Annotated in this window: 17 protein-coding genes and 1 pseudogene; 6 read left to right on the top strand and 12 right to left on the bottom strand. The window is 61.6% G+C overall.

What is annotated here, in order from left to right; genetic code table 11:
* The first annotated feature begins 185 nt into the window (after positions 1 to 185).
* From mutS to ACFMO7_RS08565, 3 genes are all read left to right on the top strand, one after another.
* Positions 186 to 3,002, top strand: a complete 2,817-nt coding sequence (gene mutS, locus ACFMO7_RS08575) for a DNA mismatch repair protein MutS (protein ID WP_376795073.1) — start codon at positions 186 to 188, stop codon at positions 3,000 to 3,002.
* Between the two features lie 150 nt (positions 3,003 to 3,152).
* Entirely contained in the window at positions 3,153 to 4,307 is a 1,155-nt protein-coding gene (locus ACFMO7_RS08570) for an acyl-CoA dehydrogenase (RefSeq protein WP_376795072.1), read from the top strand.
* Positions 4,308 to 4,919: 612 nt separating this feature from the next.
* Complete coding sequence (locus tag ACFMO7_RS08565) at positions 4,920 to 6,395, top strand: MFS transporter (protein WP_376795071.1); 1,476 nt, start codon at positions 4,920 to 4,922, stop codon at positions 6,393 to 6,395.
* 134 nt (positions 6,396 to 6,529) lie between these two features.
* Here the strand turns inward: ACFMO7_RS08565 and ACFMO7_RS08560 are convergent, their stop codons facing one another.
* From ACFMO7_RS08560 to ACFMO7_RS08535, 6 genes are all read right to left on the bottom strand, one after another.
* A complete protein-coding gene (locus ACFMO7_RS08560; protein WP_376795070.1) occupies positions 6,530 to 7,069 on the bottom strand; it encodes a DoxX family protein in 540 nt (179 codons plus the stop codon).
* Between the two features lie 338 nt (positions 7,070 to 7,407).
* Entirely contained in the window at positions 7,408 to 7,896 is a 489-nt protein-coding gene (locus ACFMO7_RS08555) for an Hsp20/alpha crystallin family protein (protein WP_376795069.1), read from the bottom strand.
* A 476-nt stretch (positions 7,897 to 8,372) separates the two neighbouring features.
* Positions 8,373 to 10,505, bottom strand: a complete 2,133-nt coding sequence (locus tag ACFMO7_RS08550) for a (Fe-S)-binding protein (protein WP_376795068.1) — start codon at positions 10,503 to 10,505, stop codon at positions 8,373 to 8,375.
* 137 nt (positions 10,506 to 10,642) lie between these two features.
* Positions 10,643 to 11,614 (bottom strand): electron transfer flavoprotein subunit alpha/FixB family protein, encoded by a 972-nt coding sequence (locus ACFMO7_RS08545; protein ID WP_376795067.1) that lies wholly within the window; start codon positions 11,612 to 11,614, stop codon positions 10,643 to 10,645.
* A gap of 14 nt (positions 11,615 to 11,628) precedes the next feature.
* Entirely contained in the window at positions 11,629 to 12,414 is a 786-nt protein-coding gene (locus ACFMO7_RS08540; protein ID WP_376795066.1) for an electron transfer flavoprotein subunit beta/FixA family protein, read from the bottom strand.
* A 371-nt stretch (positions 12,415 to 12,785) separates the two neighbouring features.
* On the bottom strand, positions 12,786 to 13,580 hold the full coding sequence (locus ACFMO7_RS08535; RefSeq protein WP_376795065.1) for a TRIC cation channel family protein: 795 nt from the start codon (positions 13,578 to 13,580) through the stop codon (positions 12,786 to 12,788).
* Between the two features lie 69 nt (positions 13,581 to 13,649).
* Here ACFMO7_RS08535 and ACFMO7_RS08530 point away from each other — a divergent pair, with 69 nt between their 5' ends.
* Complete coding sequence (locus ACFMO7_RS08530; protein WP_376795064.1) at positions 13,650 to 16,043, top strand: heavy metal translocating P-type ATPase; 2,394 nt, start codon at positions 13,650 to 13,652, stop codon at positions 16,041 to 16,043.
* Between the two features lie 207 nt (positions 16,044 to 16,250).
* On the opposite strand, the gene ACFMO7_RS08525 is transcribed toward ACFMO7_RS08530, so the two are convergent.
* Entirely contained in the window at positions 16,251 to 16,499 is a 249-nt protein-coding gene (locus ACFMO7_RS08525) for a hypothetical protein (RefSeq protein ID WP_376795063.1), read from the bottom strand.
* A gap of 381 nt (positions 16,500 to 16,880) precedes the next feature.
* Here ACFMO7_RS08525 and ACFMO7_RS08520 point away from each other — a divergent pair, with 381 nt between their 5' ends.
* Together ACFMO7_RS08520 and ACFMO7_RS08515 are read left to right on the top strand one after the other, a co-directional pair.
* Complete coding sequence (locus ACFMO7_RS08520; protein ID WP_376795062.1) at positions 16,881 to 17,660, top strand: DeoR/GlpR family DNA-binding transcription regulator; 780 nt, start codon at positions 16,881 to 16,883, stop codon at positions 17,658 to 17,660.
* A 288-nt stretch (positions 17,661 to 17,948) separates the two neighbouring features.
* The gene (locus ACFMO7_RS08515; RefSeq protein ID WP_376795061.1) at positions 17,949 to 18,779 is read left to right on the top strand and encodes a hypothetical protein; all 831 of its coding nucleotides are present in this window, start codon (positions 17,949 to 17,951) and stop codon (positions 18,777 to 18,779) included.
* A gap of 214 nt (positions 18,780 to 18,993) precedes the next feature.
* Here the strand turns inward: ACFMO7_RS08515 and ACFMO7_RS08510 are convergent, their stop codons facing one another.
* From ACFMO7_RS08510 to ACFMO7_RS08490, 5 genes and pseudogenes are all read right to left on the bottom strand, one after another.
* Positions 18,994 to 19,908, bottom strand: coding sequence for a DMT family transporter (locus ACFMO7_RS08510; RefSeq protein ID WP_376795060.1), 915 nt, complete (start codon positions 19,906 to 19,908; stop codon positions 18,994 to 18,996).
* A gap of 613 nt (positions 19,909 to 20,521) precedes the next feature.
* A complete protein-coding gene (locus ACFMO7_RS08505) occupies positions 20,522 to 21,343 on the bottom strand; it encodes a sulfite exporter TauE/SafE family protein (protein WP_376795081.1) in 822 nt (273 codons plus the stop codon).
* Positions 21,344 to 21,442: 99 nt separating this feature from the next.
* Positions 21,443 to 21,799: pseudogene (locus tag ACFMO7_RS08500) on the bottom strand (DUF1634 domain-containing protein); the annotation flags it as partial.
* Between the two features lie 474 nt (positions 21,800 to 22,273).
* Complete coding sequence (locus tag ACFMO7_RS08495) at positions 22,274 to 23,059, bottom strand: SDR family NAD(P)-dependent oxidoreductase (RefSeq protein ID WP_376795059.1); 786 nt, start codon at positions 23,057 to 23,059, stop codon at positions 22,274 to 22,276.
* Between the two features lie 277 nt (positions 23,060 to 23,336).
* On the bottom strand, positions 23,337 to 24,296 hold the full coding sequence (locus tag ACFMO7_RS08490; RefSeq protein WP_376795058.1) for an MBL fold metallo-hydrolase: 960 nt from the start codon (positions 24,294 to 24,296) through the stop codon (positions 23,337 to 23,339).
* Positions 24,297 to 24,336: the final 40 nt, after the last annotated feature.

Below are 24,336 nucleotides of genomic sequence, written 5' to 3'. Positions count from 1 at the left end.
TTCCTCCAGCCCACACGGGGATGTTCAAAGTATATGCAAAAGCTGATCATACTGGCAACTGGGTAGGACTGAACAGCTAGGGGGAGGCCGCAAAGGCGGCGTCAGGATGGCCAGAACGCTTTTACAAAGCCTCCGTTTCGGGGTAAACTAAGCATCACGCCAAGAGTCTCTGGGAGAGGTGAACCGTGCTATTTGAGGAGTACGAGAGAGGTCAGCAAAGCAACCATAGCCCGATCCGCTCTCAATATCTCGCCATCAAGGAGCGTTATCCCGATACCATCCTCTTTTTCCGCATGGGCGACTTCTACGAAATGTTCGACGAGGACGCCGAAATTGTGGCGCGGGAGCTGGAGATCGCCCTGACGCGACGCGACTTTGGCCGTGGGGAGAAGGCCCCAATGGCCGGAGTGCCACACCAGGCCGCCGAGAGCTACATTGCTCGTCTGGTGAGCAAAGGCTACCGCGTAGCCGTCTGCGAGCAGGTCAGTGATCCAGCCCTTTCGCGGGGACTGGTGGAGCGCGAGGTGACGCGCATTGTGACCCCGGGGACAGTGGTTGAACCGGCCATGCTGGCGGCCAAGCGCAATAACTTTCTGGCGGCGGCAGTCATGGGCCGCAACGCGGTTGGGGTGGCCTATGTAGACATTACCACGGGCGAATTCGCGACAACCCAGATCGCCACCGGCGAGCCGGAACTGACCTTGCAGCAAGAGATTGCGCGCATCGCACCGGCAGAGGTCCTGGTGGAGGCCCACTACAGCCAGCAAAGCAACCGCAAGCGGCGCTGGCTGGCGGCGGTGATGAGCGAGAAGCCGGTGCCTCGTCTTGGAAGCAATGGCGATCCCGATGGGGCGGCGGCCCTCTTGGGGGAGCAGGAAGGGCTGGATGAGGACGAGGACGAGGATTTTGCTCCTCTGGCACGCCTCTTTAAAGGGCTGGCCGGCCATGTGACCCCCTACGATGCTCGCTTCTTCAGTGAGGCTGATGCCCGTCACCGCCTGCAAACTCACTTTGGCGTCGCCTCCCTGGAGGGCTTCGGCTGCGAGAAGCTGCCGCTGGCGATCCGCGCCGCCGGGGCCGTTCTGGCCTATGTGCAAGAGACACAAAAGGAGATTGTGCCCCAACTCACCGCGCTAGAAACCTACTCGACCGCCAGCTTTATGACACTTGATCCCCACACGCGGCGCAACCTGGAACTCTTCGAGAGCGGGCGCAGTGGCTCGTTCAAAGGCTCGCTGCTCTGGGTGCTGGATCGCACGCGCACCCCGATGGGTGGGCGCTTGCTACGCCGCTGGCTCGGTCAGCCGCTTCTGGATATTGCCGCCCTACGTGGGCGCCAGGAAGTGATTGCAGAGCTGTTAGCGGCCCCACTGCTGCGGGCTCGCCTGGGCGAGATCCTCAAGAAGATCGGCGATGTCGAGCGCCTGATCAACCGAGTCTGCCAGCGTATCGCCAGTCCGCGCGACCTGGTCGCCCTGGCCAGCAGCCTGCGGGCGGCGGCAGAGATCCGCGCTGATCTGACTGCCGACGAGGAGGGGGCGACGACCCTCGGCACCATGCCCTCGCTGGCGGCCCTGCTGCAGCGGCTGGCCGATACAGAAGACATCATCGCCCTCATTGAAGGCGCCATTGTAGCGGAGCCACCGGCGAGCACCTCCGAGGGGGGCATCATTCGCTCCGGCTTCAACGAGGAACTCGATCGCCTGCGCGCTATCTCCCAGGATGGACAGCGCTGGCTGGAGCGGCTGGAGCAGCGCGAGCGCGCCCGCACCGGCATCAGCTCCCTCAAGGTGGGCTACAACAAGAACACCGGCTACTTCATCGAGGTCTCCAATGCTCATAAGCAGCGGGTCCCTGCCGATTACCAGCGGCGCCAGACCCTGACCAACAGCGAGCGCTTTGTGACGCCCGAACTCAAAGAGTACGAGGCGACCATTCTCAATGCTCGCGAGCGCATTAACAAGCTGGAGAGCGAGCTGTTCGCCGAGATTCGCGCCGAGATTGCCGCTCAAGGTGCCGAGCGGGTACTCGCCACGGCCCACGCCCTGGCTGAGATTGACGTCTACCTGAGCCTGGCCGAGGTGGCGGCCCGCAATAACTATTGCCGCCCCGAGCTGAACGATGGGGATACCATTCGCATCGTCGCGGGCCGCCATCCGGTGGTAGAGCAGGCCCAGCCCGAGGTCCCCTTTGTTCCCAACGACACGGAACTCTCGAATCATGAGGCCCAGATTCTCATCATCACTGGGCCCAATATGGCGGGCAAATCGACCTATCTGCGCCAGGTGGCCTTGATCACCTTGATGGCCCAGATCGGCAGCTATGTACCGGCCCAGGCGGCCACCATTGGCATCGTGGACCGCATCTTCACGCGCATTGGAGCCCAGGACGACCTGGCCACGGGTCAGAGCACCTTTATGGTCGAGATGGTGGAGACGGCCAATATTTTGCACCATGCGACGCCGCGCAGCCTGGTGATTCTCGACGAGATCGGACGCGGCACCAGCACCTACGATGGCCTGGCGATCGCGCGGGCGGTGGTCGAGTATTTGCATAACAACAAGCGCTGTGGGGCGCGGACCCTCTTTGCTACCCACTATCATGAGCTAGTAGAGGTGGCGCGGGTGCTCCCTCGCATTCGCTGCTTCAACGTGGCAGTCAGCGAAGAGGAGGGGCGGATTGTCTTTCTGCGTAAGATTGTGCCAGGTGGCGCCGATCGCAGCTATGGGGTACATGTGGCCGAGTTGGCCGGCATCCCGCGTCCAGTGATCCACCGCGCTCAGGAGATCCTGGCGGAGTTAGAGCGCAAGGGCGAGGCCCAGGCCCGCCGCAAGGCTATGAAGGATATGACCATGCCGCTGGGCTGGCAGATGACGCTCTTTGCCTCTGAGTCGCATCCCGTCATCGAGGAGCTGAAGACCCTGGATATCGAGAGCCTGACACCCATTGAGGCCATCAGCAAACTCTACGAGCTGCAACAGCGGGCCCGCCGCGAGGGCTAAGCCTCACGCCCGGGCGGCAGGGCCGCCCTCTCCTCTTCAACGGGCGCTGGCCTCTGGCACGAAGGCCGCCTCTCTGTGGTATATTCCAAAACACGATGGTTGTGTCTTGTGCTTTGTATCTGATCGATATCCAGCAAAGGAGCGTTGTATATGGCGGTTTCTCATCTCTCCCCCGAAGAAGAGGAGCTGATTGCTGCGATTCGCGAAATTGCCAGCGAGCGCGTGGCGCCACGCGCGGCGGAGATAGATCGCACAGGAGAATTCCCCTGGGACATGAAAGAGCTGCTGGCCCAGCAGGATATCTATGCTATGCCCTTCCCGGTCGAGTACGGTGGCCTCGGCTCAACCAAGCTGGCGGTGGTGCGGGCGATCGAGGAGCTGTCTCGCTGTTGTGCCACCACGGGCCTGCTGCTGGCTGTGCAGCAGCTCGGGGCCATGCCGATCTTGCTGGCTGGCAGCGAGGAACAGAAGCGCAAGTATTTGCCGCCCCTGGCGCGTGGCGAGTGGCTGGCGGCTTTCGGCCTGACAGAGGCCGATTCTGGCTCTGATGCGGCGGCGATGCGCACGGTGGCCGTGCGCAAGGGCGACCGCTACATTCTGAATGGCTCAAAACGCTTCATTACCAACGGGGGCCTGGCGCAGGTCAATACGGTCTTTGCCCTGACTGATCCCCAGGCCGGGACACGTGGCATCAGTGCCTTTATCGTGGAGCGCGATTTTCCGGGCTTTGCCGTGGGGCGCATTGAGGATAAAATGGGGATCAAAGGCTCACAGACCGCGGAGCTGATCTTTAACGATTGTGAGGTGCCAGCCGAGAATTTGATTGGGCGGGAGGGTGATGGCTTCCGCATTGCTATGCGTACACTGGATCGCACGCGGCCTGGCATTGGAGCCCAGGCGGTAGGCATTGCCCAGGGAGCGCTGGATCTGGCTCTCTCCTATGCCAGGCAGCGGGTGCAGTTTGGGCGCCCGATCGCTGAAAATCAGGGCATTCAGTTTATGCTGGCCGATATGGCCACCAAAATCGAGGCAGCGCGTTTGCTGGTCTATAATGTGGCGGAGATGATCGATCGCGGCGAGGAGCGCTTTACCATGTACTCCTCGATGGCCAAAATGTTCGCCTCGGACATTGCGATGGAGGTGACCAGCGACGCCATCCAGATTCTGGGCGGCTACGGGTACATGAAGGAGTATCCTGCGGAGCGGATGCTGCGCGATGCTAAAATTACCCAGATCTACGAGGGCACGAATCAGATTCAGCGCCTGGTGATCGCGCGCGAGTTGCTGGCGCGCGCCTCGGCTTAGGTTCAACCAAGGGCAAGGGCAGCGCCCTTTCCTTTTTGTCTGGCTCGCTCGGGCGAGAGGGGTGGCTCCTTACTTCTGACGAAGGCTTACTTCTGACGAAGGCGACCCGCGGCTGCCCCTCTTGCCCTGGCTGCCTTGACCTGACTGGCTCGCCTCTCCAAAGGCCGCTCCTGGGGCCAGCGCTGGAGCGACGAGCTTTCCTTCCTCTCGCCGACTCCCCGGCTGGAAGGTATCCGGAGCGAGCGCCGCAGGCTTCGCCAGGCTGAAGGCCACCTCTCCCTCAGAAAATGTTTTTAAGCGAAAATGATTCATATGTCCATATAAAGATCGACAGCTCTCGATCGATTTGTGCTATGATGAAAAAAGAGAGAGGGAGGAGCGGCCAATGGAGCGAGCGGCCTGGCGCTTCCTTCCCCCGGTGGGGCGTTGGGCGGGCAGCGCTGGGGTGGGCTGCTGGCGCTCGGTATCGGCGGCGATGGCCGCAGGCGAAACGGCGGGTCGTCAGATCAGTGCCGAGAGGCGAGGGGCCTCTAGAGCCAGTGGCAGCTCCTCTATTGCATCTTGCCCGCCGCTGCCCGACTGGCAGACCTGATTGTAGATGGGCACCGCATCATGAAGAAGCTGCAATACAAATGGATCGCGCTTTCCGTTGTCACCCTGGGTTCCCTGATGGTTGCCATCGACTCCACCATCGTCATTCTGGCCTTGCCGGCCATGCTGCAGGATCTACATTCCGATCTAGTGCGCATGACCTGGGTCATTACCAGCTATTTGCTCATCAGCACCGTGCTGCTGCTCTCCTTTGGCAGGATGGCCGACATGTTTGGGCGGGTCCGCCTCTATAATCTGGGCTTTCTCGTCTTCACCATCGGCTCGGTTCTCTGTGGTCTGGCTCCCAACGACATCTTTCTCATTGCGGCCCGTGTGCTGCAGGGAGCTGGGGGGGCCATGCTCAACGCCAACGCTATGGCCATCATCACCGAAGTCTTTCCCCCGGGCGAGCGTGGCACCGCTATGGGCTTCAACTCCATCACCTGGGGAGCGGGCAGCGTTCTAGGTCCTGTTCTCGGGGGACTCATCCTCTCGCTCGCGAGCTGGCGCTGGATCTTCCTGGTCAACCTGCCTGTCGGTTTGGTAGGGATGCTGGCTGCCTACTTTCTCCTCCACGAGATCGCCCCGCGGGGGCGGCGTGAGCGCTTCGACATTCTCGGCGCTCTCCTCTTCTGTATTGGCCTGGTGGGGCTTCTTTTTGGCCTGCTAGAGGGCATCAGCGTTGGCTGGCGCTCGCCACTCATTGTGGCTCTCCTGCTCATTGGCCTTGTAGCGCTGCTCGTCTTCTTCTGGCGTGAGCGCCATTACGCCTATCCCATGCTCAACCTGAGCCTGTTCAGCAACCGCGTCTACGCCTTCTCTGTCCTGGCCGCCATGCTCCAATCGCTGGCCGTATTTGCCGTCAACTTCCTGGTCATCTTCTATCTGCAGGGCGTGCGTGGCTACTCGCCCCTGGTGGCGGCCCTGCTTATTCTGCCCCTGCCCCTCTTCATCTCCCTGGTAGGGCCGCTAGGTGGGCGCTGGGCTGATCGGATCGGCGGAGCCATACCGGCAACCGTTGGCCTGGCCCTTCAGGCGCTGGCCCTGCTCCTGCTCGGCCTGCTGACGCCGACCACGCCCTACTGGCAGCTCGCCCTCGTTCTGGCCCTCATGGGCATCGGCGGCTCCTTCTTCTGGTCGCCTAACACCAGCACTGCTATGAGTGCGGCCCCGCGCAGCCATCTGAGCGTAGCCTCAGCTACCCTCAACACCCTGCGCAACGTAGGCATGATCTTCAGCTTCGCCGTCGCCCTGGACGTAGCCGCTGTCTCGATGCCACCGGCCCTGGTGGCCAGCGTCTTCCTGGGAACGGTTGGCCACCTGGCCCCCGCCATTGCCCAGGCTTTCACCGCCGCCATGGATCATGCCTTTGTGGCCTCGGCCCTCATCTGCCTTGTGGCCATAGCCTGCTCGCTGGTGCGGGCCGGCAAAGGACCCCAGGTGACGGGTCTCGCTGGCGTTCCGCTGCAGCCCACCGCCTCCGAACGCCAGGACTAAGCTGACAGGCGGGTTCACTGACCCCAAAAACAAAAAAAGCAGGGGTGCTGACCGATGCGCCACAAGAACGCTGGTCAGCACCCGCCTTCTCAGCCTCAACTGAGCAGCGCCGGGGTGGCCCAGCTCAGGAGCCGTCAGGAGTGAGCTGTCCCCCCAGCCGGCTCCTGTGAGCGTCGGGCCAGCGCACTGCCCAGCGGGATCAGGATCAACAGGAGCACGACCAGGACCACCAGCCCGATCAAGAAGGTCAGCGGCTGAGGCGGAGCGAAGTTGAGCACCTGGTCCAGTGAGAAGCTGCCAGCGCCCGTTAGTCCGAGCACTACGCCCATCATCAGCAGCGCCAGATTGAACTCAAAGCCGCCCTGACTGTTCCAGAAGCCCTTAGCCCAATGGACTCTAGCGATCGCCACCAGCATGGAGCCGATCGGAAGCAGCACCGCCAGAGGAGTCAGCAGACCCAGCGCCACCAACAGGCCACCGCCAAACTCGCCCAGGGCCACTACCCAGGCCCAGAATGGAGCCGGCTGCAGTCCCAGCCGGTTCATCATCTCCTGAGTACCGTGCAGCCCATGACCACCAAACAGGCCGAACAGCTTCTGAGCACCATGAGCCATAATGATGAGACCGAGCGTCAGACGCAACAGCAAGAGACCGGTGGCAAGAAGCGCGTTCATGGTCCTCTCCTCCTTTCCTTTCCTTATTCAGGTCGCCTACATCAGCACAGACCGGAGCGACTCTTCGCTCAAAGGAAGGCCGCCCCCGCTCCTTTCTCTACCTGTCTGCCTGCTTACAACCTGCAGATCGGTGCCGTCTGGCAGTTGTCCCGAGGCGAAGAATCGACGGGCGCCAGCGACCAGCCGTCCTGCTTCCCTGGCAGGCGGAATAGCTGCCGCCGGCGACCAAGAAGCAGATCGGCATCCAGGCTTGGGAGAGCAGGAGCGGCGCCCCGTCCCAGCTTAGACAGCCGTAGCCCCGCCCCTGCTCTCGCTTCAGCCAGCGAATGAGCAAGCGATTACCGGGCGAGACTCGACTCAACCGTCAGCGGCTGACCCGAGCCGCTGCGCACACTGATATGCTTCGGGCGACTCTCCTCTGTAATCGGCAACCAGAGCGTCAGGACACCGTGCTCGTAGGTGCACTCCACGTGATCGGCATCGATGGGCCTGGGGAAAGTAATACTGCGCTCAAAATGGCCAGGCGTAATCTCCTGGGCCAGCCAGCGCACCTGCTCGTCCGAGCCGACGAAGGCCGGCAACTGGCCCTTAAGCGTCAGCGTATTCTGCTGGATGCTCACATCCAGATCCTCCGGCTTCACACCAGGCACCAGGAAGCGCACCCGATACCCCTGCTCCGTCTCGTAGGCATCCAGCAGAGCGCTTGGCCCCTGGCGGCTCGCCAGCGGCCAACCGGGGCGGACAAAGCTCTGCTCAAAGAGCTGATCGATTGCCTTGCGCAGGCTCAACGCCTCCCGGAAAGGATCAAACTGCAGCAGCGTCGTCATCGCTCACACCTCCTTCAACTCAAGCCGGCTATCACAAGACCGTGACTCCCTGGCTGCTTCTCCTCGCGCGCCTCCCTTGCCACTGAACCCAACCCACCTGCGGCACCATCGCCATCTTCCACTTTCCACATCCACCCAGACCCCCAGCCAATCCGGACAGACAGACAGACAGACAACAACCGTCACCCGCCGGGCGGAGCCGGATAGGCGCCAGCCTGGTCAGGGGCACGCCCCTGACGCTGGCGGTTCCCCGGCCTCCGCCGGCACCCGCTCTTTCGTTCGTCCGTCCATAGTATAGTCTATCTTACAAAAAATGTCAAGTCATATAACGGTTTTCAGACAATCTTCTAACACAACTCTAACAATGGCCTGAGTGGGGGAAGGCAAAGAAAGCGCCCCGGTCCAGTCGACCGGGGCGCCTCACTCAAGGGAGAGACATGGAGGAGAGAGAGCGAAAAGACAGAGAAAAGAAAGAACTACTGGCCGGCGCGGGCTGTCGTCGTAGTTGCAGCCTCCTCCAGAGCGCGGGCCACGATTTCAGCGATATCCTCGACCTGGAGACGTTCCTCGGCCTCCACGCCTTTCACCCCATCCTCGAACATCGTGATGCAGAACGGGCAGGCTGCGGCCAGGACCTCGGCCTCGGTCTCCAGAGCCTCATTCACGCGGGCCTGATTGACCCGCTTCCCGATCTTCTCCTCCATCCAGGCGCGACCGCCGCCGCCGCCGCAACAGAAACTCTTATTGCGGTTGCGGCGCATCTCCGTCACCCCATTGCTATTGAGGACCGTCAGCACGCGGCGTGGCTCCTCGTAGACCCCATTATAGCGACCGATATAGCATGGGTCGTGGTAGGTCAGCTTCCGGCGGTCGAAGTTGGCGGGGAGCTGGAGGCGGCCCTCCTTGATCAGGCGATCGATAAACACGCTGTGGTGGATCACCTCATAGTGGCCGCCGAGCTGGGGATACTCATTCTTAATGGTATTGAAGCAGTGAGGGCAGGCCGTAATAATCGTGCGGGTGCGGGCCGGCTGCTCGTGATGGCCATTGTGGGCCGTCTCTGTCTGAGCCGTATTAAAGCCGTAGCTATTGAGCACCTCGATATTCTGCTGAGCCATCATCTGCCAGAGGTACTCATTGCCGATGCGGCGAGCCGGATCGCCCGTACACGACTCCTCGGGGCCGAGAATAGCGAAATTCACCCCTGCAGCCTGCAGAATCTTGACCAGTGCCGTGGCCACCTTGCGGTTACGCTGGTCGAAGGAGCCCATACAACCGACCCAGTAGAGCACCTCGGCATCGGGGTTCTCTGCCATCAGGGGCACGCCCAGGCCGGCGGCCCACTCCGCGCGGCGATCGTTGCTGATCTCCCACGGATTGCCATTGCGCTCAATATTGTTGAAGAGCGAGGTCACCTCGGGCGGGAAATCGCTCTCCTCCATCACCAGGTGACGCCGCATATCCACGATCTTGGGCACGTGCTCGATCGAGACCGGGCAGATCTCCATGCAGGCGCTACAGGTCGTGCAGGCCCAGAGTGCTTCCTTGCTGATGACCCCACCCACAAGAGGCTGAATCTCCTCATGGCCGTTGGCCGCCCGCACATCGGCCAGCGGCAACTTCTGGAAAAGATTTGGCTCGCCCAGAATCTCGTGGCGGCGATCCAGCAGAGACTCCTTGACGCCCAGGATAATCTCCTTGGGCAGCAAAGGCTTGCCGGTATTGGTCGCCGGACAAACCGTATTACAGCGACCGCACTCTGTGCAGGCGTAGCCATCTAGCAGCTGCTTCCAGGTAAACTGCTCGGCCTTCGAGACGCCGTAGTCCTCGCGCTCCTCCAGGTTCTCCAGCAGCGGGAGTGCGCCGCGGGGACCATAGTTGCGGAAGAAAACGTTGAAAGGCGTAGCCATCAAATGCAGGTGCTTTGAGCCTGGCAGATAGACCAGGAAGCCCAGCACCGTCAGAATGTGGGCCCACCAGAAGACGCGGTAGAGCACCACGTTGGTCGCCGGACCCAGGCCATAGAAGGCCGGGCCGAACCAGGAGCCGAGCAGCGACCACTCCTCGCCGTGGCTGGCGGCGAAGCCGAAGGTTTCGACCAGGGCCAGCGTCAGGAGAACCAGGAAGATAAGGCCCAGGATGATAAAGCCGTCCCACGGGCCATGCAGGCGGCTAGATAGCTGTCGAGGCCGCACAATACCGCGCCGGACCGCGAAGACGATCAGCGAGACCAGCACGAAAAGTACAAACAGATCGAGCAGGGCTGCAAAGGTATGATCGTGGCCGATCAATGGGAGCGAGCCGTTGAAAGCTCCCAGAATCAGGTTGAGCAGCCCAAACTGGATAATGATAAAGCCCCAGAACGTGAAGAAGTGTGCCAGGCCGGGGATGGGATCGCGCAGGACACCGCTCTGGCCGAGCACCACCAGCAGGAAATCGCCGATGCGCTCCTCCAGATGATCGGTGCGATCCTCGCGGCGCGCTTTGGCCAGCAAGGTCACCAACTGCCCAACGCGCAGGCCGAAGACCGTCAGCGCCGCCAGGAAAATCACCACAAAGATGGTCGTCCCAATCCAGCCCCCGGTCGGAGAAATGGCAGGGGGTGCCATGACAACCTCCCTTAAAGGCGGCGGGGCCCCGTCGCCCTGCCTTTCTGCCTGCTTGCCACCTTGCAGCGGCAGCCGTGCCCCACCGCAGTAGTAAGTTGCTTCTTGCCTGCTTATGCGTCAGCGAGAACGAGCTGAAGCTAGAGCTGAGCCTTGCGCTTCTTCACTTCCTCGATCAGCTGAGGCAGGATAGTCAGCACGTCGCCGATGACGCCCAGGTCGGCGACCGAGAAGATCGGCGCGTGCTCATCCTTATTGATGGCCACAATATACTTCGAGCCTTTCATACCGGCCAGATGCTGAATCGCGCCGCTGATACCGCAGGCGATATAGAGGGTTGGCTTGACTGTCTTGCCGGTCTGGCCGATCTGATAGCTGTAGGGAAGCCAGCCGGCGTCGACGATAGCGCGTGTTGCGCCTGGCGCGCCACCCAGCACGCTGGCCAGCTCTTCGACCAGGCGATAATTCTCGGGCTTCCCCAGGCCGCGGCCTCCGCTCACGATGATGCTGGCGTCCTCCAGGGCGGGGCCTTCGCTCTGGACCTCGACGCGGTCGAGAATCTTCATCTGCTGCGACTCGGGGCGCAGCGTCACCGAGAGCTGCTCGATCTCGGCCTGACGGCCCTCGAAACGCTCTACCGAGAAAGCTTTCGGGCGTGCCAGCACGATCCCTGTGCCCTGGTAGGGATGGGTTGCCACCACCACGTTCTCCCCGCCCCAGGGGACCGTCACCTCCAGGCGATCGCCCTCGTAGCGCAGGTCGGTGGCATCGGTGATCAGGCCCAGATTATGGCGGGCGCTCAGGCGGGCGGCGATGTCGCGCACATCGTAGGTTGTGGGGAAGAGCAGAAGATCGGGCTGCTGCCGCTGCAGCAGGTCGCTCAGCGTATCGACGGCGGGGAGCGTCAGGTAGGTGTCGTAGGTGGGATCGGCGTGGACATAGACCTTTTCGGCGCCGAACTCGCCCAGGGAGGGGGCCACCGTGGCGGCAGCGGAGCCGAGCACGATCGCCTCGGCACGTCCCAGATGGGCCGCCTTGCTGAGCACCTCTAGAGACGAGCGAGCTGGCCGGCCATCCTCAATTTCAACCAGGACCCAGATCGTTTTTGCCATAACCTGCACTCCTCCTAGAGCAACTGGTGACGCTGCAAGAAGTCGGCGATGATCTCGGCAGCGTTGCCCTCATCCTTAATAATCTGTCCGGCGGCGCGGGCCTCGGCCTTGCCAATGGAAAGCACCTGCTCGCGGGCACCGGCCTCTCCAACCTGCGACGCTTCCAGCCCGAGATCGCTCAGGCTCAACTGGCTGAAGGGCTTCTTGCGAGCGCTCATGATGCCCTTCATCGTCGGGTAGATCGCTTCAAAAGATCCGCTGGCGACGGTGACCACTGCCGGCAAAGGACTCTCGACAACCTCGTAGCCGGTCTGGGTAACACGCTTGATGACGGCCTTTGTCCCCTCAACAGTGATCTCACGCGCGAAGGTGAGCTGGGGCAGGCCCAGAAACTCGGCGATGGCCCCGGGCACCATGCCGGTGTAACCATCGGTGCTCTCTGTCGAGCAGAAAATGAGATCGGGATTCTCGCGCTTGAGGGCGGCGGCCAATGTCCGAGCCGTGCCCAGCACATCGGAGCCGGCCAGGGCCGGATCGCTGATCAGAATGGCACGGTCAACGCCCATCGCCAGGGCGCGCCTCAGGGCCTCCTGGGCGCTGGTCGGACCCATGCTGATCGCCGTCAGCTCGCTGTTGCCGAGACTATCGCGCAGCTTGATCGCTGCCGCGATCGTTGTCTCGTCTCCCGGGTCAAGCACCAGCGAGACCCCTGTGCGCACCAGCCGTTTTGTTGCGGGATCAAGTTTGCTTTCGACGGTGTTGGGGTCTGGAATCTGCTTTACACAGACGAAGATCTTCATCTCGTTGTTGCCTCATCTTACCTATGTGCGAGCAAAGGCGCAAGACACAAGACAGCCTACAACTGCGTAAGATGGCTCCTTCTCAGCAAAGAAGAACGGCAGCGCCTTCTTTGCCATTCTCCGTCGGAAAAGGGCCGCGTGCTGTCTGCGTTCGTCAGAAGAGAGGACTGCCCCGGGCGCCTTACGTCTGCACAGATTCTCTCGCTATTGGATAGACCGAGCAGGCCAATCGCTGTATTTACCAGGCCCTTTGTATTGTACCTGTCGCAAAAAGAACGTGTCAACGTTGCTGGCTAACGGCCAAAGCAGCCTCAGCTAACAAGGGGGCAAAGGCTGGAAGCGCTCCTGGGTCGGGCGGGACCTGGGGGAGGCTAGCGCTGCCGATAGACAAGGATAGCGGTCAGGACAGCCAGCAGGCCGGCTCCAAAGGGTGGCAGGCTGGTGGCCAGGCTGCCAGTGGTCGCCCAGAGAAAGACGGCGATGATTTCGAGGATGAGGCCACAGGCGAAGATTGCGGCAATGGCGGCGGGTGAGCGCTCGGCACTGCCAACAAGCTGCTGGCGGGCGAGGCGCAAAGGCGGCTCCCTCTCTGGCTCTTCTTCTCCGCCCGCAGCTACCGCTGAGGACGAGGCCGCCTCTCTCTCCTGGCTGGCTCCCTCCTTGAGAAGACGAATGGCCTCGCATAGCTGCTCGATGCTGCGACGTGGAGCACGCAGGAGAACCTGCCCCTGCCCCGAGATAATCAGCAGTTCATGCAGGAGCGACTTGCTCTGAGGGATGCGCTGCGTGAGAGAGGTGATCTCTTGGAGCGGAATAGCCTCTAGAAAAAGGCGCGAGCGCGGAAAGCGTGTTTGGTAATAGCCGAGCAGGCGCCTATTGGTGAGGATGACGTCACAGGCCACGGCGCCGTGCTCCTGACTGTGCCAGATCACGGGCCGACTGCCGAGCGGCTCTTCGCCCGGCTGCAAATGAGCTTGCAGGCCGCGGAAACGGCGAAGAATCCGACGAGCTGCCCCCGCCTGGCTGGCTGAAGGGTTGGTCACGCTTCTCCCCCCTGGATAGGCTTTCACTGGCTTGCAGTTGCCTACATTATACCACAGCACCACCGCCCGTTGGCTGGTCCAGCACGGCTTCGGCGAAAGGACATTTGACAGGCTTGCCTTCATGTGCTATCTTCTTCTTAGACCCCTACCGGGGGGGTATGGGTCAGCGCCAAGCACAAGGAGTAAGGCACTATGACAACGCATCTGACTGATCCTGACGGACAGCGTCGCACTATAGAGCGCTCTGGATCGGAAGAGCTAGCTTCTCTCCGTCTGGCTCTGGAGGGCATGAGCTGTGCCTCTTGCGCCAGACGTATTGAGCGTGGTCTCCAGCGCCTGCCGGGCGTCAAAGAGGCCAATGTTAATTTTGCTACCGAGCAGGCTACCGTGCTCTATGATCCCGGGCTGGTTGACCCGACGCTGATGGTCCAAAAAGTTGAGCAGCTTGGCTATGAGGCGCTGCCGCTGGTTGGGCCTGCTGTGCAGGAGGAAGAGGCTGCAGATAAAGATCGGCTGGAAGGGCGTGCTCAGGAGGCAGGATTTGGGGGAGGGAACGGAGGTGGTGAGGACCTGTCGGGAGTCTCGGAGGTGACCCTGGCTCAGCAGCGGGCGGCCCGTCGTCGTCTGTGGTTGCTGCTGATGGCGATCGCCCTCTCGCTGCCCGTTGTCATCTTGAGCATGTTTTTCATGGACCGTTTTTCTGGGGAGAACTATCTGTTGCTGCTGCTCACTACGCCGGTCTGGGCAGTGGTTGGCTGGGAGTTTCACCGCAATACGCTCAAGAATCTGCGGCATGGGGCGGCTACGATGGATACTCTCATCTCGGCGGGTTCGACGGCGGCTTATCTGCTGAGCCTGTTTGCCACTGTGCTGCCGCAGTTGGCCAACGAGCCGACCTTCTACGATACTGCTGCCCTCATTATTACCCTGATCTATCTCGGGCGCTACCTGGAGGCGCGGGCCAGAGGGGAGGCCGGGCAGGCCATCCGCCGCCTGATCGGGCTGCAGCCGCGCAGCGCCCATGTCCTGCGCGATGGCCAGGAGCGCGAGGTGCCGATTGCTCAGGTCAGGCCCGGTGACCTGCTCGTCGTTCGTCCAGGCGAGCAGATACCGGTTGATGGCCTGGTGGTGACCGGTCACTCTGTGGTCGATGAGTCGATGGTCACTGGCGAGAGCCTGCCTGTCGAGAAAGGCGAAGGCGATCCGCTGATTGGGGCCACGATCAATGGGGATGGGCTGCTGACCATGCGGGCCACGCGTGTCGGGGCGGATACGCTGCTGGCCCAGATTATTCGTCTTGTTGAGCAGGCCCAGGGCAGCAAGGCCCCTGTGCAGCGTCTGGCCGATCAGGTAGCGGGAGTCTTCGTGCCAGCGGTGCTCGCCATTGCTCTGCTGACTTTCCTTGGTTGGGGGCTGGCGGGGACCATGAGCGACCTGGGGGCTGCAGGTTGGGTCAGGGCCTTGATCGCCGCCGTGGCCGTCCTGGTAGTGGCCTGTCCCTGTGCCCTGGGGCTGGCAACCCCTACGGCGATCATTGTGGGGACCGGGGTGGGGGCTGAGCAGGGTATTCTGATCAAGGGTGGTGAGAGCCTGGAGCGTATTCAGGCGGTGAAGGCAGTGCTCTTTGACAAGACGGGAACTCTGACGCGTGGCAGGCCGCGGCTGACAGCCCTGCTGGCCCTCGCTCCCTGGGACGAATCCGAATTGCTGCGCCTGGCTGCCGAGGTCGAGCAAGGCTCAGAGCACCCGCTGGCGCGGGCGGTGGTAGAGGCCGCTCGTCAGCGGGGCCTCTCCTTGGTGCGCAGGCCCGAGCGGCTAACGGCGCTGCCTGGTCGGGGGCTGGAGGCCGTGCTGGAGGGACAAGCGGTCCTGATAGGTGGCCCTCGCTTGCTGGAGGAGTGCGGCCTGGACCTGGGCAAGGTGCGCGCTGAGCTGGAGCGTTTGGAGCAGGAGGGAAGCACGCTGATGCTGGTGGCCGTTGCTGGTCGCCTGGCGGGCTTGCTGGCGATGGCTGATACTCTCAAGCCTGGCTCTGCTGAGGCGGTGCGCCAACTGCAGGCCCAGGGGCTACAGCTCTGGCTGCTGAGTGGCGATCGGCCGCGCACCGCCCGCGCCATTGCCGCTCAGGTTGGTATTCCCAGCGAGCGCGTGCTGGCCGGTCTCTTGCCTGCGGAGAAGGCCGAGCAGGTACGCCGCCTGCAGCAGCAGGGACTGACCGTAGCCTTCGCGGGCGATGGTATCAATGATGCCCCCGCCCTGGCCCAGGCCGATGTCGGCATCGCGATGGGCAACGGCAGCGATATTGCTCTTGAGACGGCTGATATTGTTCTGGTGAAGGGAAATCTGCGCAGCCTGGCCACCGCCCTGGCCCTCTCGCGGGCGACGCTGCGCACCATCAAACAAAATCTCTTCTGGGCCTTTGCCTACAACGTCGTGCTCATCCCAACCGCGATACTCTCGCCTCTGATTCCTTTCCTCAAGGAGCAGGCCCCGATCTTCGCGGCAGCGGCGATGGCTCTCTCGTCCGTCTCGGTAGTGGGGAATGCCTTACGCCTGCGTCGCTTTGGGAGGAAGGAGGCGCTCTAGGCGGCGGGCTGACTCCCCTCTGTTGGAAGGGGAAAAGCTAGGGGCGGAAGAAGGAGAAACGACCGGGACAGAAGTCCGGTCCTCCGGCTCGAGCCAGGGGATAAAGCTACCCCTTGGTTGGACCCTGCCGGTCCTCTCCTCCTTCCGCCCTTCTGCCTACCGTTGAAGGACGCTGACGTGCAGGATTGGCCTGCCTGCGCGCCTTGGTTAGAGCTGGCTGCGCGCCGGGCGCAGCAGCTTGTGGAAGATGCCGAAGAGCAAAAAGGCTGGCGGCCACTGGCCAACAAACAGCCCCCAGTCGCGCTTACCGCTCAAGAAAAGCACTGCAGAGGTAATGATTGAGACCAGAGCAGCCCAGTACCACAGCTCGCCCGGCAGACGATCGGTGGTCCGAAAATACTGCTCTTGCATATCACGAGCAGCTCTTGTGGTTTCGTGAATATCGACTTTGGCCATGTCTCCTCCTCATCTCAACTCAGCTGTTTAGCAGGGCAGTACGCACTTCGCTGGATGCCCCTTAGCATCCGGCGATTGGTACTCTGCTCTAAAGACGCCGCCAGAGAAGACTCTAGGTAAGGGTAATGCTCTGGCTGCTTTTTCCCCTCTTGCTTTTTTGGCACGATTTCTTCCAGATGGGAGGGCTGGACAGAGGATCGCCCGTTCAGGCGGGGCAAGAGCGGCGGACCGCCTGCTCTGGGGACAGGACATGGTACAATGCTCGGTAGGGCCTGAGCGGGAGGTCGGGCAGGGCAAGGAGAAGGGGTTGATGGCCCGATCTGTTCGTCCGCCTGGCGGCCAGACGGAGTGAGGGGGATCAATTGAGGGAGTAATTGCTGAATGAAAAAGGAAAACAAGATTATTGCTCAAGAACGTAGAAGGAAGATATTTGAGATTATAGAATCCAGTGGAGTGGTCTCGGTACGTGACCTGGCGCAGCGCTTTGCTGTTTCCAGCATTACGGTGATCAGGGATTTGCAGGATCTGGAGGAGCAGGGTCTGATCAGGAGGGTGCACGGAGGAGCGATTAGCCTGCGGGGGGCCAGCTATGAGCCGCCCTTTAGTGCGCGCGAGACTGAGCACGCCGAGGAGAAGCGCCGCATCGCTGCACGCGCCGTGGAGCTGGTCAACGATGGGGAGAGCCTGATCCTTGATGTGGGGACGACGACACTGGAGATCGCGCGGGCCCTCAAAGGGAAGCGCAATCTGACGGTGCTGGTGACGAATCTGCGCGCGGCTTTGGAGTTGGCCAACCAATCGGCTATTCAAGTCATTGTCGTGGGAGGAAAGCTACGTCCAAGCGAGCTGTCGCTGGTTGGCCACCTGGCCGAGCGCACGCTGCGCAGCTTTCAGGTGGACAAGGCTTTTATTGCCGTCGGCGGGATCACGGTTGAGCACGGTCTGACCGAGTTCAATTTTGAGGAGGCTGGGACCAAACAAGCGATGATTGAGCGGGCACGGCGGCGCATTGTGGTGGCCGATCATAGCAAGTTTGGTAAGGTTATGTTGACAACGGTGGCGCCGCTGCAGGCCATCGATACGATTATCACCGATAGCGGCTTGGATGGAGAGACGCTGGTCCGTCTGCGGGAGCTGGGCATCGAGGTTATTCTCGCTTAGCTACCGCTCCTGTCTTCCTCCCCCTATCGCCGGATCTTTCCCGATTCCTGTCAGCTCTGCCGCCTCTTTTGAGGCAAGGAGACTGTGTTTAAGATAATTTTCATCTTTCTTGTGTATCTATAAAAAGGAATGAATGTGTCTCTTGAATGACTTGCTTTTGGTGCCTGGCTGTGCTATCCTCTCACCAGGGCGCGAGTCAGCGCCGTCCCATGGCGTGCAAGCTTCAGGGCGGTCCGTCCTCTCTGGGTTTGCTTGCCGCTCATTCGAGAGAAGGGAGTCAGGTCGAGGATGTCTTTAGAGCAATCCTGGCTGATCAGCCGCGTGAGGGCCCAGGAGCAGGCCATTGCCATACTCAGTGCGGAGGTCAAAGGGCTGGCCTCCGATTTGCAGATGAGTTTCCGACAACTGGCTGAGTATCAGCTACGGAGCGAGCGACAGGTCGAGACCCGTTTTCAGCGCCTGGAGACGCTACTGGTGGCAACCCGCGAGGATGTGCGAGGGATTCAGGAGCGAACGGCGCTACTGGAGATGCGCACCGGCAGCCTGGAGAGCCGTATGATCGGCCTTGAGAAGCGCATGGGGGGGCTGGAAACGCGGATGGAGAAGATGGAAGGGCGGATGGAGGTTCTTGGAAGGCGCGTAGATCAGCTAGAGACCCGCATGGGGAAGGTGGAGCGGCGGCTAGAGGTGCTGGAGCAGCGCATGGAGAAGATAGAAGGGCGGATGGAGGTGCTGGAGCAGCGCATGCAGAAGGTAGAAGGGCGGCTAGAGGTGCTGGAGCAGCGCATGGAGAAGGTGGAGGGACAGCTAGAAGCTTTGGGGCACCGCGTTGCCTCTATCGAAGAGAGGATGGTTACTAAGGACGAGATGACGGCCCTGGAGAAGCGCCTCGGTGGAGAGATGACAGCTTTGGAGACGCGTATCAAGGACGAGATGACGGCCCTGGAGAAGCGCCTCAGTGGAGAGATGACAGCTTTGGAGACGCGCATCAAGGACGAGATGGCTGCGCTGGAGACGCGCATCAAGGACGAGATGGTTGCGCTGGAGACGCGCATTGTAAGCGCTCTCACTCAGCTCACCGCTTTGCTCAATACACGGCTTGCGGGCCAGGCGGATTAGTTTCGCTTTTTCTCTACTTCCACATATAGCAATATATCGTTAAAATGTCGCCCAGGCGCGCAAGGGTCGGAGGAAGTGCCTGCTACCTTATCCAGGTAGCAGGCGCTTCCTCACCTGTCCTGATTCCTGGGCCAGCCGTGAGGCTCTGAGAGCGATCCGCTTAGAGCGGCTCCCTCTTCCTCCCCGAGAGAGAAGGTGAAGGCTCTCAGCTGGCTCAGAGCGAAGCCAACACGATCCCCAGGGCCAACACCAGGCCGCCCAGCCAGAAGCCAGCTCCCAGAGCTTCGTGGAGCAGGAGAGCGCTCAGCAGGCCGCCCACTAGTGGTTGCGCGAAGAAGAAGATAGCCGCCACGCCCGTAGGTAGCCGTTCCACGCCGCGATACCACAGAAACCAGGCCAGGGCTGTCGCTCCCAACCCCAGGTAAAGTACGCTGCCCAGAGAGCTGAGCGAGAACGAGAGCGGAGGGTGCTGGCACAGCTCCCAGAGAGCCAGAGGAACAAAAAAGAACAGGCTCCAGAGGGTACCGTAGGTCGTGACCACCAGGGCCGAGTGTTTACGCACCAGTGGCGTCCCGAGCACAGTAAACAAGGCCCAGAAAAAGGCTGAGATAATAAGCAACCCATCGCCCAAGAGCACAGAGTGGGCCTGGATCTCGCCACCGTCCCCCTGCTCGCTGCCAACGATGATCACTACTCCAATCAACGCCAGCAGGGTGCCGGCGATGACCCGCCAGCTCGGGCGCTCGCCAAGCAGGAGCCAGGCCAGTGGCACGATGAAGAGAGGGGTAATCGTGGTCAGCAAGGCGCCATCGTGAGCGCTGGCCAGGGCGGTGCCCAGAAACTGACTTGTGATGGTAGCGGCAATACAGAAACCCAGCAAAGGCAAACGCCAGCGCGTCTGAGACGGCAGGTGTTCGCGAGAGCCACGCAGGCGTAGCACCAGCCAGAGAGCAGCCCCTCCCAACAGGAGGCGGAGCAATCCCAAGGTGACCGGAGGAATGGCGCCAAAGCTGGCCCGACTCACAACATACATGCCTCCCCAGAGGCAAGAGGCTCCCAGTGGAGCCAAACCCGCCAGGCTCCGCTCACCGCGGTGCCGGCTTGTCGCTGATGGGGAAGAAAAGCCCACAGTAACCTTCCCTCGATTCTTTGGTAGTGCTTGAGAGCGTGCGGACAACGTCGACAGCTTGTGCAAGGCTGTCTTCTTGCTTACTGACTTAGAGAAAGCTCACTGAGCCAGTCAGACTGGCGGTCTTTGCTCGGAAGGAAGCCGTCTCTCCCACCGGCGAGAGACGGCTTCTATGCCTGGCCAGCCCGCTCCAGAGGGGCCAGGAAGGCAATGACCAGAAGCACGGTCTTCCTCGCTGCTGGCGCTGGACCCGCCTTGCTCGCTTCTCGCAAGCATACTCAGCACGCAGGCGCTGACGAAGAAGCGGGTCACGAATCTCCCTCTGAGAGAGGGCTGCAAAGCCTCCTGCACGCCGGCGACCTTGTCCCGCGAGGGGCTGTCCGAGCCGAGAGCCAGGTGGCTGCTCAGAGGGCACAGATGAGGAGCTGGCAAGGGGGGCGAATCTGTGGATGAAAACCAGCAGTGGTGATCATAGGATACACTCTACTCCGTATGAGCAACAACTAGTCACAATCACCTGCAATCATGCCAGAGAATCTGGCCAAAAATCAAGGGCACGGCCAGCGCGATGCAAGGCTTACAAGCTCTTCCGTGCCCTTCCCTCCGTCCCGGGCTAGAGGCTACCGATGCCCAGGCCGTGCAGAATCATCTCCACGGCGGTCGCCACGATGACCGGCAGAAAGACTAAGCGAATAACGCGGTTGCTCAGGCGAGAGAGCAGGCGCGAGCCGATCAAGGCGCCGAGGAGAATGCCCAGCGCCACAGGCGCGGCTACCAACGGCGGAATATCGCCGCGGGCAAAGTAGATGCCGGCGCTCGCCGCCGCTGTCACCCCGATCATGAAATTGCTTGTTGTCGTAGAAACCTTCAGAGGCAGACGCATGACGACATCCATGGCCAGAACCTTAAAGGCGCCGCTGCCGATACCCAGCAGGCCCGAGATGACCCCGGCCAGGTACATCAGGATCAGGCCCAGCGGAGTGCGCGTCACCTGATAGCTGACCTCGTGCCCAAGATGCTCATCGGGATAGCTGCTTGCCAGGTTCAAGCGCCTCGCCAGCCAGTCGTTCTGCACGCCCGAAGGGAGTTCCTCGCCCATTTTAAAGAGCGTGGGCAGGGCTGACAGCAGCAGGATGAAGCCAAAGATAACCCCCAGAACGCCCGGAGCCAGCAGTCCCGCTAGAAAGGCACCGCTGATGGCTCCCGTGGTGGTGGCCAGCTCCAAAAACATCCCTACTCGCATATTGGTAATACGATCGCGCACGTAAGCCGCTGCCGCACCGCTGGAGGTGGCGATCACGGAGATGATGCTCGCGCCGATGGCGAAGCTAATGGGCAGGCCGAAAACCAGCGTCAACAGGGGAACAATGAGAACACCGCCCCCCAGGCCGATCAGGGAGCCGAGCAGCCCGGCCACCACCGAGCCAACGAAGATGAGAGCGAAGACGCCACCGGAGAACTGGAAATGCCTCAAGCTGGCCAGGTGGGCTGCGCTGGCAGTGCTCGCGCCGCGATCGCCGAAGAAGAGGCTATAGAGCAAGATCAGAAGCACGACCAGGGTAATCGCTACATAGCGAAAGTCGCGCTCTACAGCGAAAGCGACGATTGAGGTAGCGACGCGCAGCACCGGTGTGGCGATAAGCAAGACCAGGCCGAGGACAATCAGTGCTGGCGCCTGCCACTGAACCAGGCTGAGCGCTAGATCGGACAGCGAATGCGGGAAACGGGCCACGCTGGTCGCTGCTGGACCACCTGGTTGAAGAAAAAGCCAGGCCACTCCAACCAAAATAACGGCGGCGCTCACCAGGACGCCGCCCTGCAGAATCCAACCAATGATGGTTGCTGCCTGAGCATCGACGGCCCGGCCTGTTGCCGCCGATGGCCCAGGCATGGGCTGTCGCTGCTCCACCGGGGTAGTCGGCAGCGGCCCTCTGTCGTTGCGGGTCATGCTCTCCTGTCTCTCCTGCTATCCTGGAATAGAATGGTGAGTAGATAACGATGGGTCTGGCTGGGAACGGAAGGTGGCCCGCGGTTGTAACGGGCGAAAGCCGCAGCTCGGCTGACCGTCTTTCCTCCCTCCCCCCCATCTATGAACTAACTATAGATCGCTTTTTGCAAAAATGCCAGGTCGTCAATGTGAACCTTCGGAAGAGAAGCCGCTCTCTGTGGCGGAAGAAGAGCATGAGGGAGCCTCTGATATGGTATCCTCCGCTGGTTGCCGCGCCGGCTGGCCAGGCCAAGAAGCAGGCCAGCAATGAAAGGCCAGGGCTGGAAAGAAATCGGCAGCACGCTGCCTTCGGGTCCGGCCCAGGGATAGCCTGCTTCTTGCCAGCCTCAGGTGTAGAGCGATGGCAGGTTAGAGGAGCTACTGAGGGGTCTCTCCCTGGTCCCACCACAGGCCCATGCGGGCGGTGGTGCCACCGTCAACGAAGAGTACCTGGCCCGTAATAAATTCAGCGGCCTCCGAGACCAGGAAAGCGACAGCAGGCCCGATATCCTCGGGGTGACCGACGCGCCCCCAGGGAACCAGGCTGTTGCCCAGCTCGCGAGTGTAGCCCGGGATAGCGAAATAGCGCGGTACCTCGATGATGCCAGGGCCAACGGCATTGACGCGGATGTGCTGTGGGGCCAGCTCAATGGCCAGTTCGCGCGTGAAGGCGATGATGGCCCCCTTGGTGGCGGCGTAAGCCGAGTGACGTGGAAAGCCAGCGTAACCATGAATCGAAGTGATATTCACGATCGAGCCACCGCCCCGCTTGAGCAGATAGGGAACCGCCTGCTGTGCGCAGAAGAAGTAGCCACGCATATTGAGATCGAAGACTTCGTTGTAGGTCTCTTCGCTGATTTTAAGAAAATCATCGGCGCGAGTGACTCCCGCGTTATTCACCAGGATATCCAGACCACCGAGGCCCTGGGCGGCCTCGTCGACGACCCGGCGGCACTCGGCCACCTGGGCCAGATTGCCTCTGATGGCTATCGCTTTGCCGCCTAGAGCTTCGATGCGCGCCACCGTCTCGCGGGCGCCCTCTTCGCTGTGAGCATAGTGAACGGCAACGCTGGCACCCTGGCGCGCCAGCTCGATAGCAATCCCCTGGCCGATACCCATCCCGGCACCGGTGACCAGAGCAAGACGACCAGAAAGCATTCCCATAGCTTTGCTCCTCTTCCTTCCTTTCACACGGCTGAGGAAGTAAGTAGACTGTGACAGCTTCGTCCTCCGTCTGGCGGCCCGATACGACCAACGAGCAGCGGCGCAACGGCTCTCAGACGGAGAGGCAGGCCCGATTCCCTCAACGAATCGACAGCATCCTCGTGAGTGAAGCTCTCCCGCTTTGTGGCCTGGCACCCGCTGGCCCTCTCCGGTCTTTCGCCAAGTGGCTGGGCAAGTGAACAGACGGCGTCAGCGCGCTGACTGGGATTGCGCGGGCCTAGCTGCTCACGGCTTCCCAGGCCACGACTCCCTTGTGTTGGAGACGGCGCGCGCGCCCGTTGCGCTCCAACCAGCGCATATGAGCTTCCAGGGCATATTCCAGGTCGGGCGGGAAACCAAAGGGACCGAGCAGAGGGTCAGCCAGCTCGATCAGACGAGCGAGCGTGAGTGGCTCGCTGGCCTCGGCCAGCAGGCGGGCCAGCACGGCGTCGGTGCGCAGGACAAAATCGCGGCTTGCTTGCAGGAAACTCGTCACCTCCTGGTCGCGCATAAGAGGGAAGTGGCCGGTGAGCAGGATCGCCGGCTGCAGGGAAGCGATGGTCTGGATCGAGGTCAGATAGATATCGCGGTCGGTGTAGGGAGGGGGGGCTGTCGGAGCACCATCGCGATCGATCTGGGTAGCGCCATTGAGAGCATCGCCGATAATCGCCACGCGCCGGCGGGGCTCCCACAGCATCAAGTGGCCGGGCGTGTGACCTGGTACATGCAGGACCTGGAGGATCAGCTCCGGCCCGCAGCGGATATCTTCGCCGCCGGCTAGACCGAGGGTTGTGGGGATCGGATTCCCTTGCCAGGAGCGCAGCATCTGCGTCATCTCCGGGGCGTAGGTCAGGCCATGATCGGCATGGTAAGCGTCATAGCGCTCGCGGAAGATCGCCTCGGCGTCCTCGATCCAGCGTCGATCAAGCGCTGGCACCAGCGTCAGCGCGCGCGGACAGGCCGAACGCAGGGTCTCCAGGCCGCCGAAGTGGTCGACATCGCCATGCGTTACCAGGATCATATCCAGGTGAGCGGGGTCGCCAAGCACCTGGGCCAGCCAGGGAATAAGCACCTCGCGGGCCAGCTCGGGCGTGCCCGCGTCGACCAGCAGCGAGCGCTCGCCAACGATCAAGTGATGGGCCATCAGCTTCTTGCCGATGTAGGCTTCCTGGCGGTGAATGCCAGGTACAATCTCCATGACCTTCCTCCATTTCTTGACGCGGCTTGACGTTCAATGG

Origin of the sequence: Thermogemmatispora sp., assembly GCF_042408735.1 — a bacterium.
Classification (GTDB): domain Bacteria; phylum Chloroflexota; class Ktedonobacteria; order Ktedonobacterales; family Ktedonobacteraceae; genus Thermogemmatispora.
The sequence above is the reverse complement of the archived record's forward strand: the minus strand, read 5'-3'. Positions and strand labels throughout refer to the sequence as shown.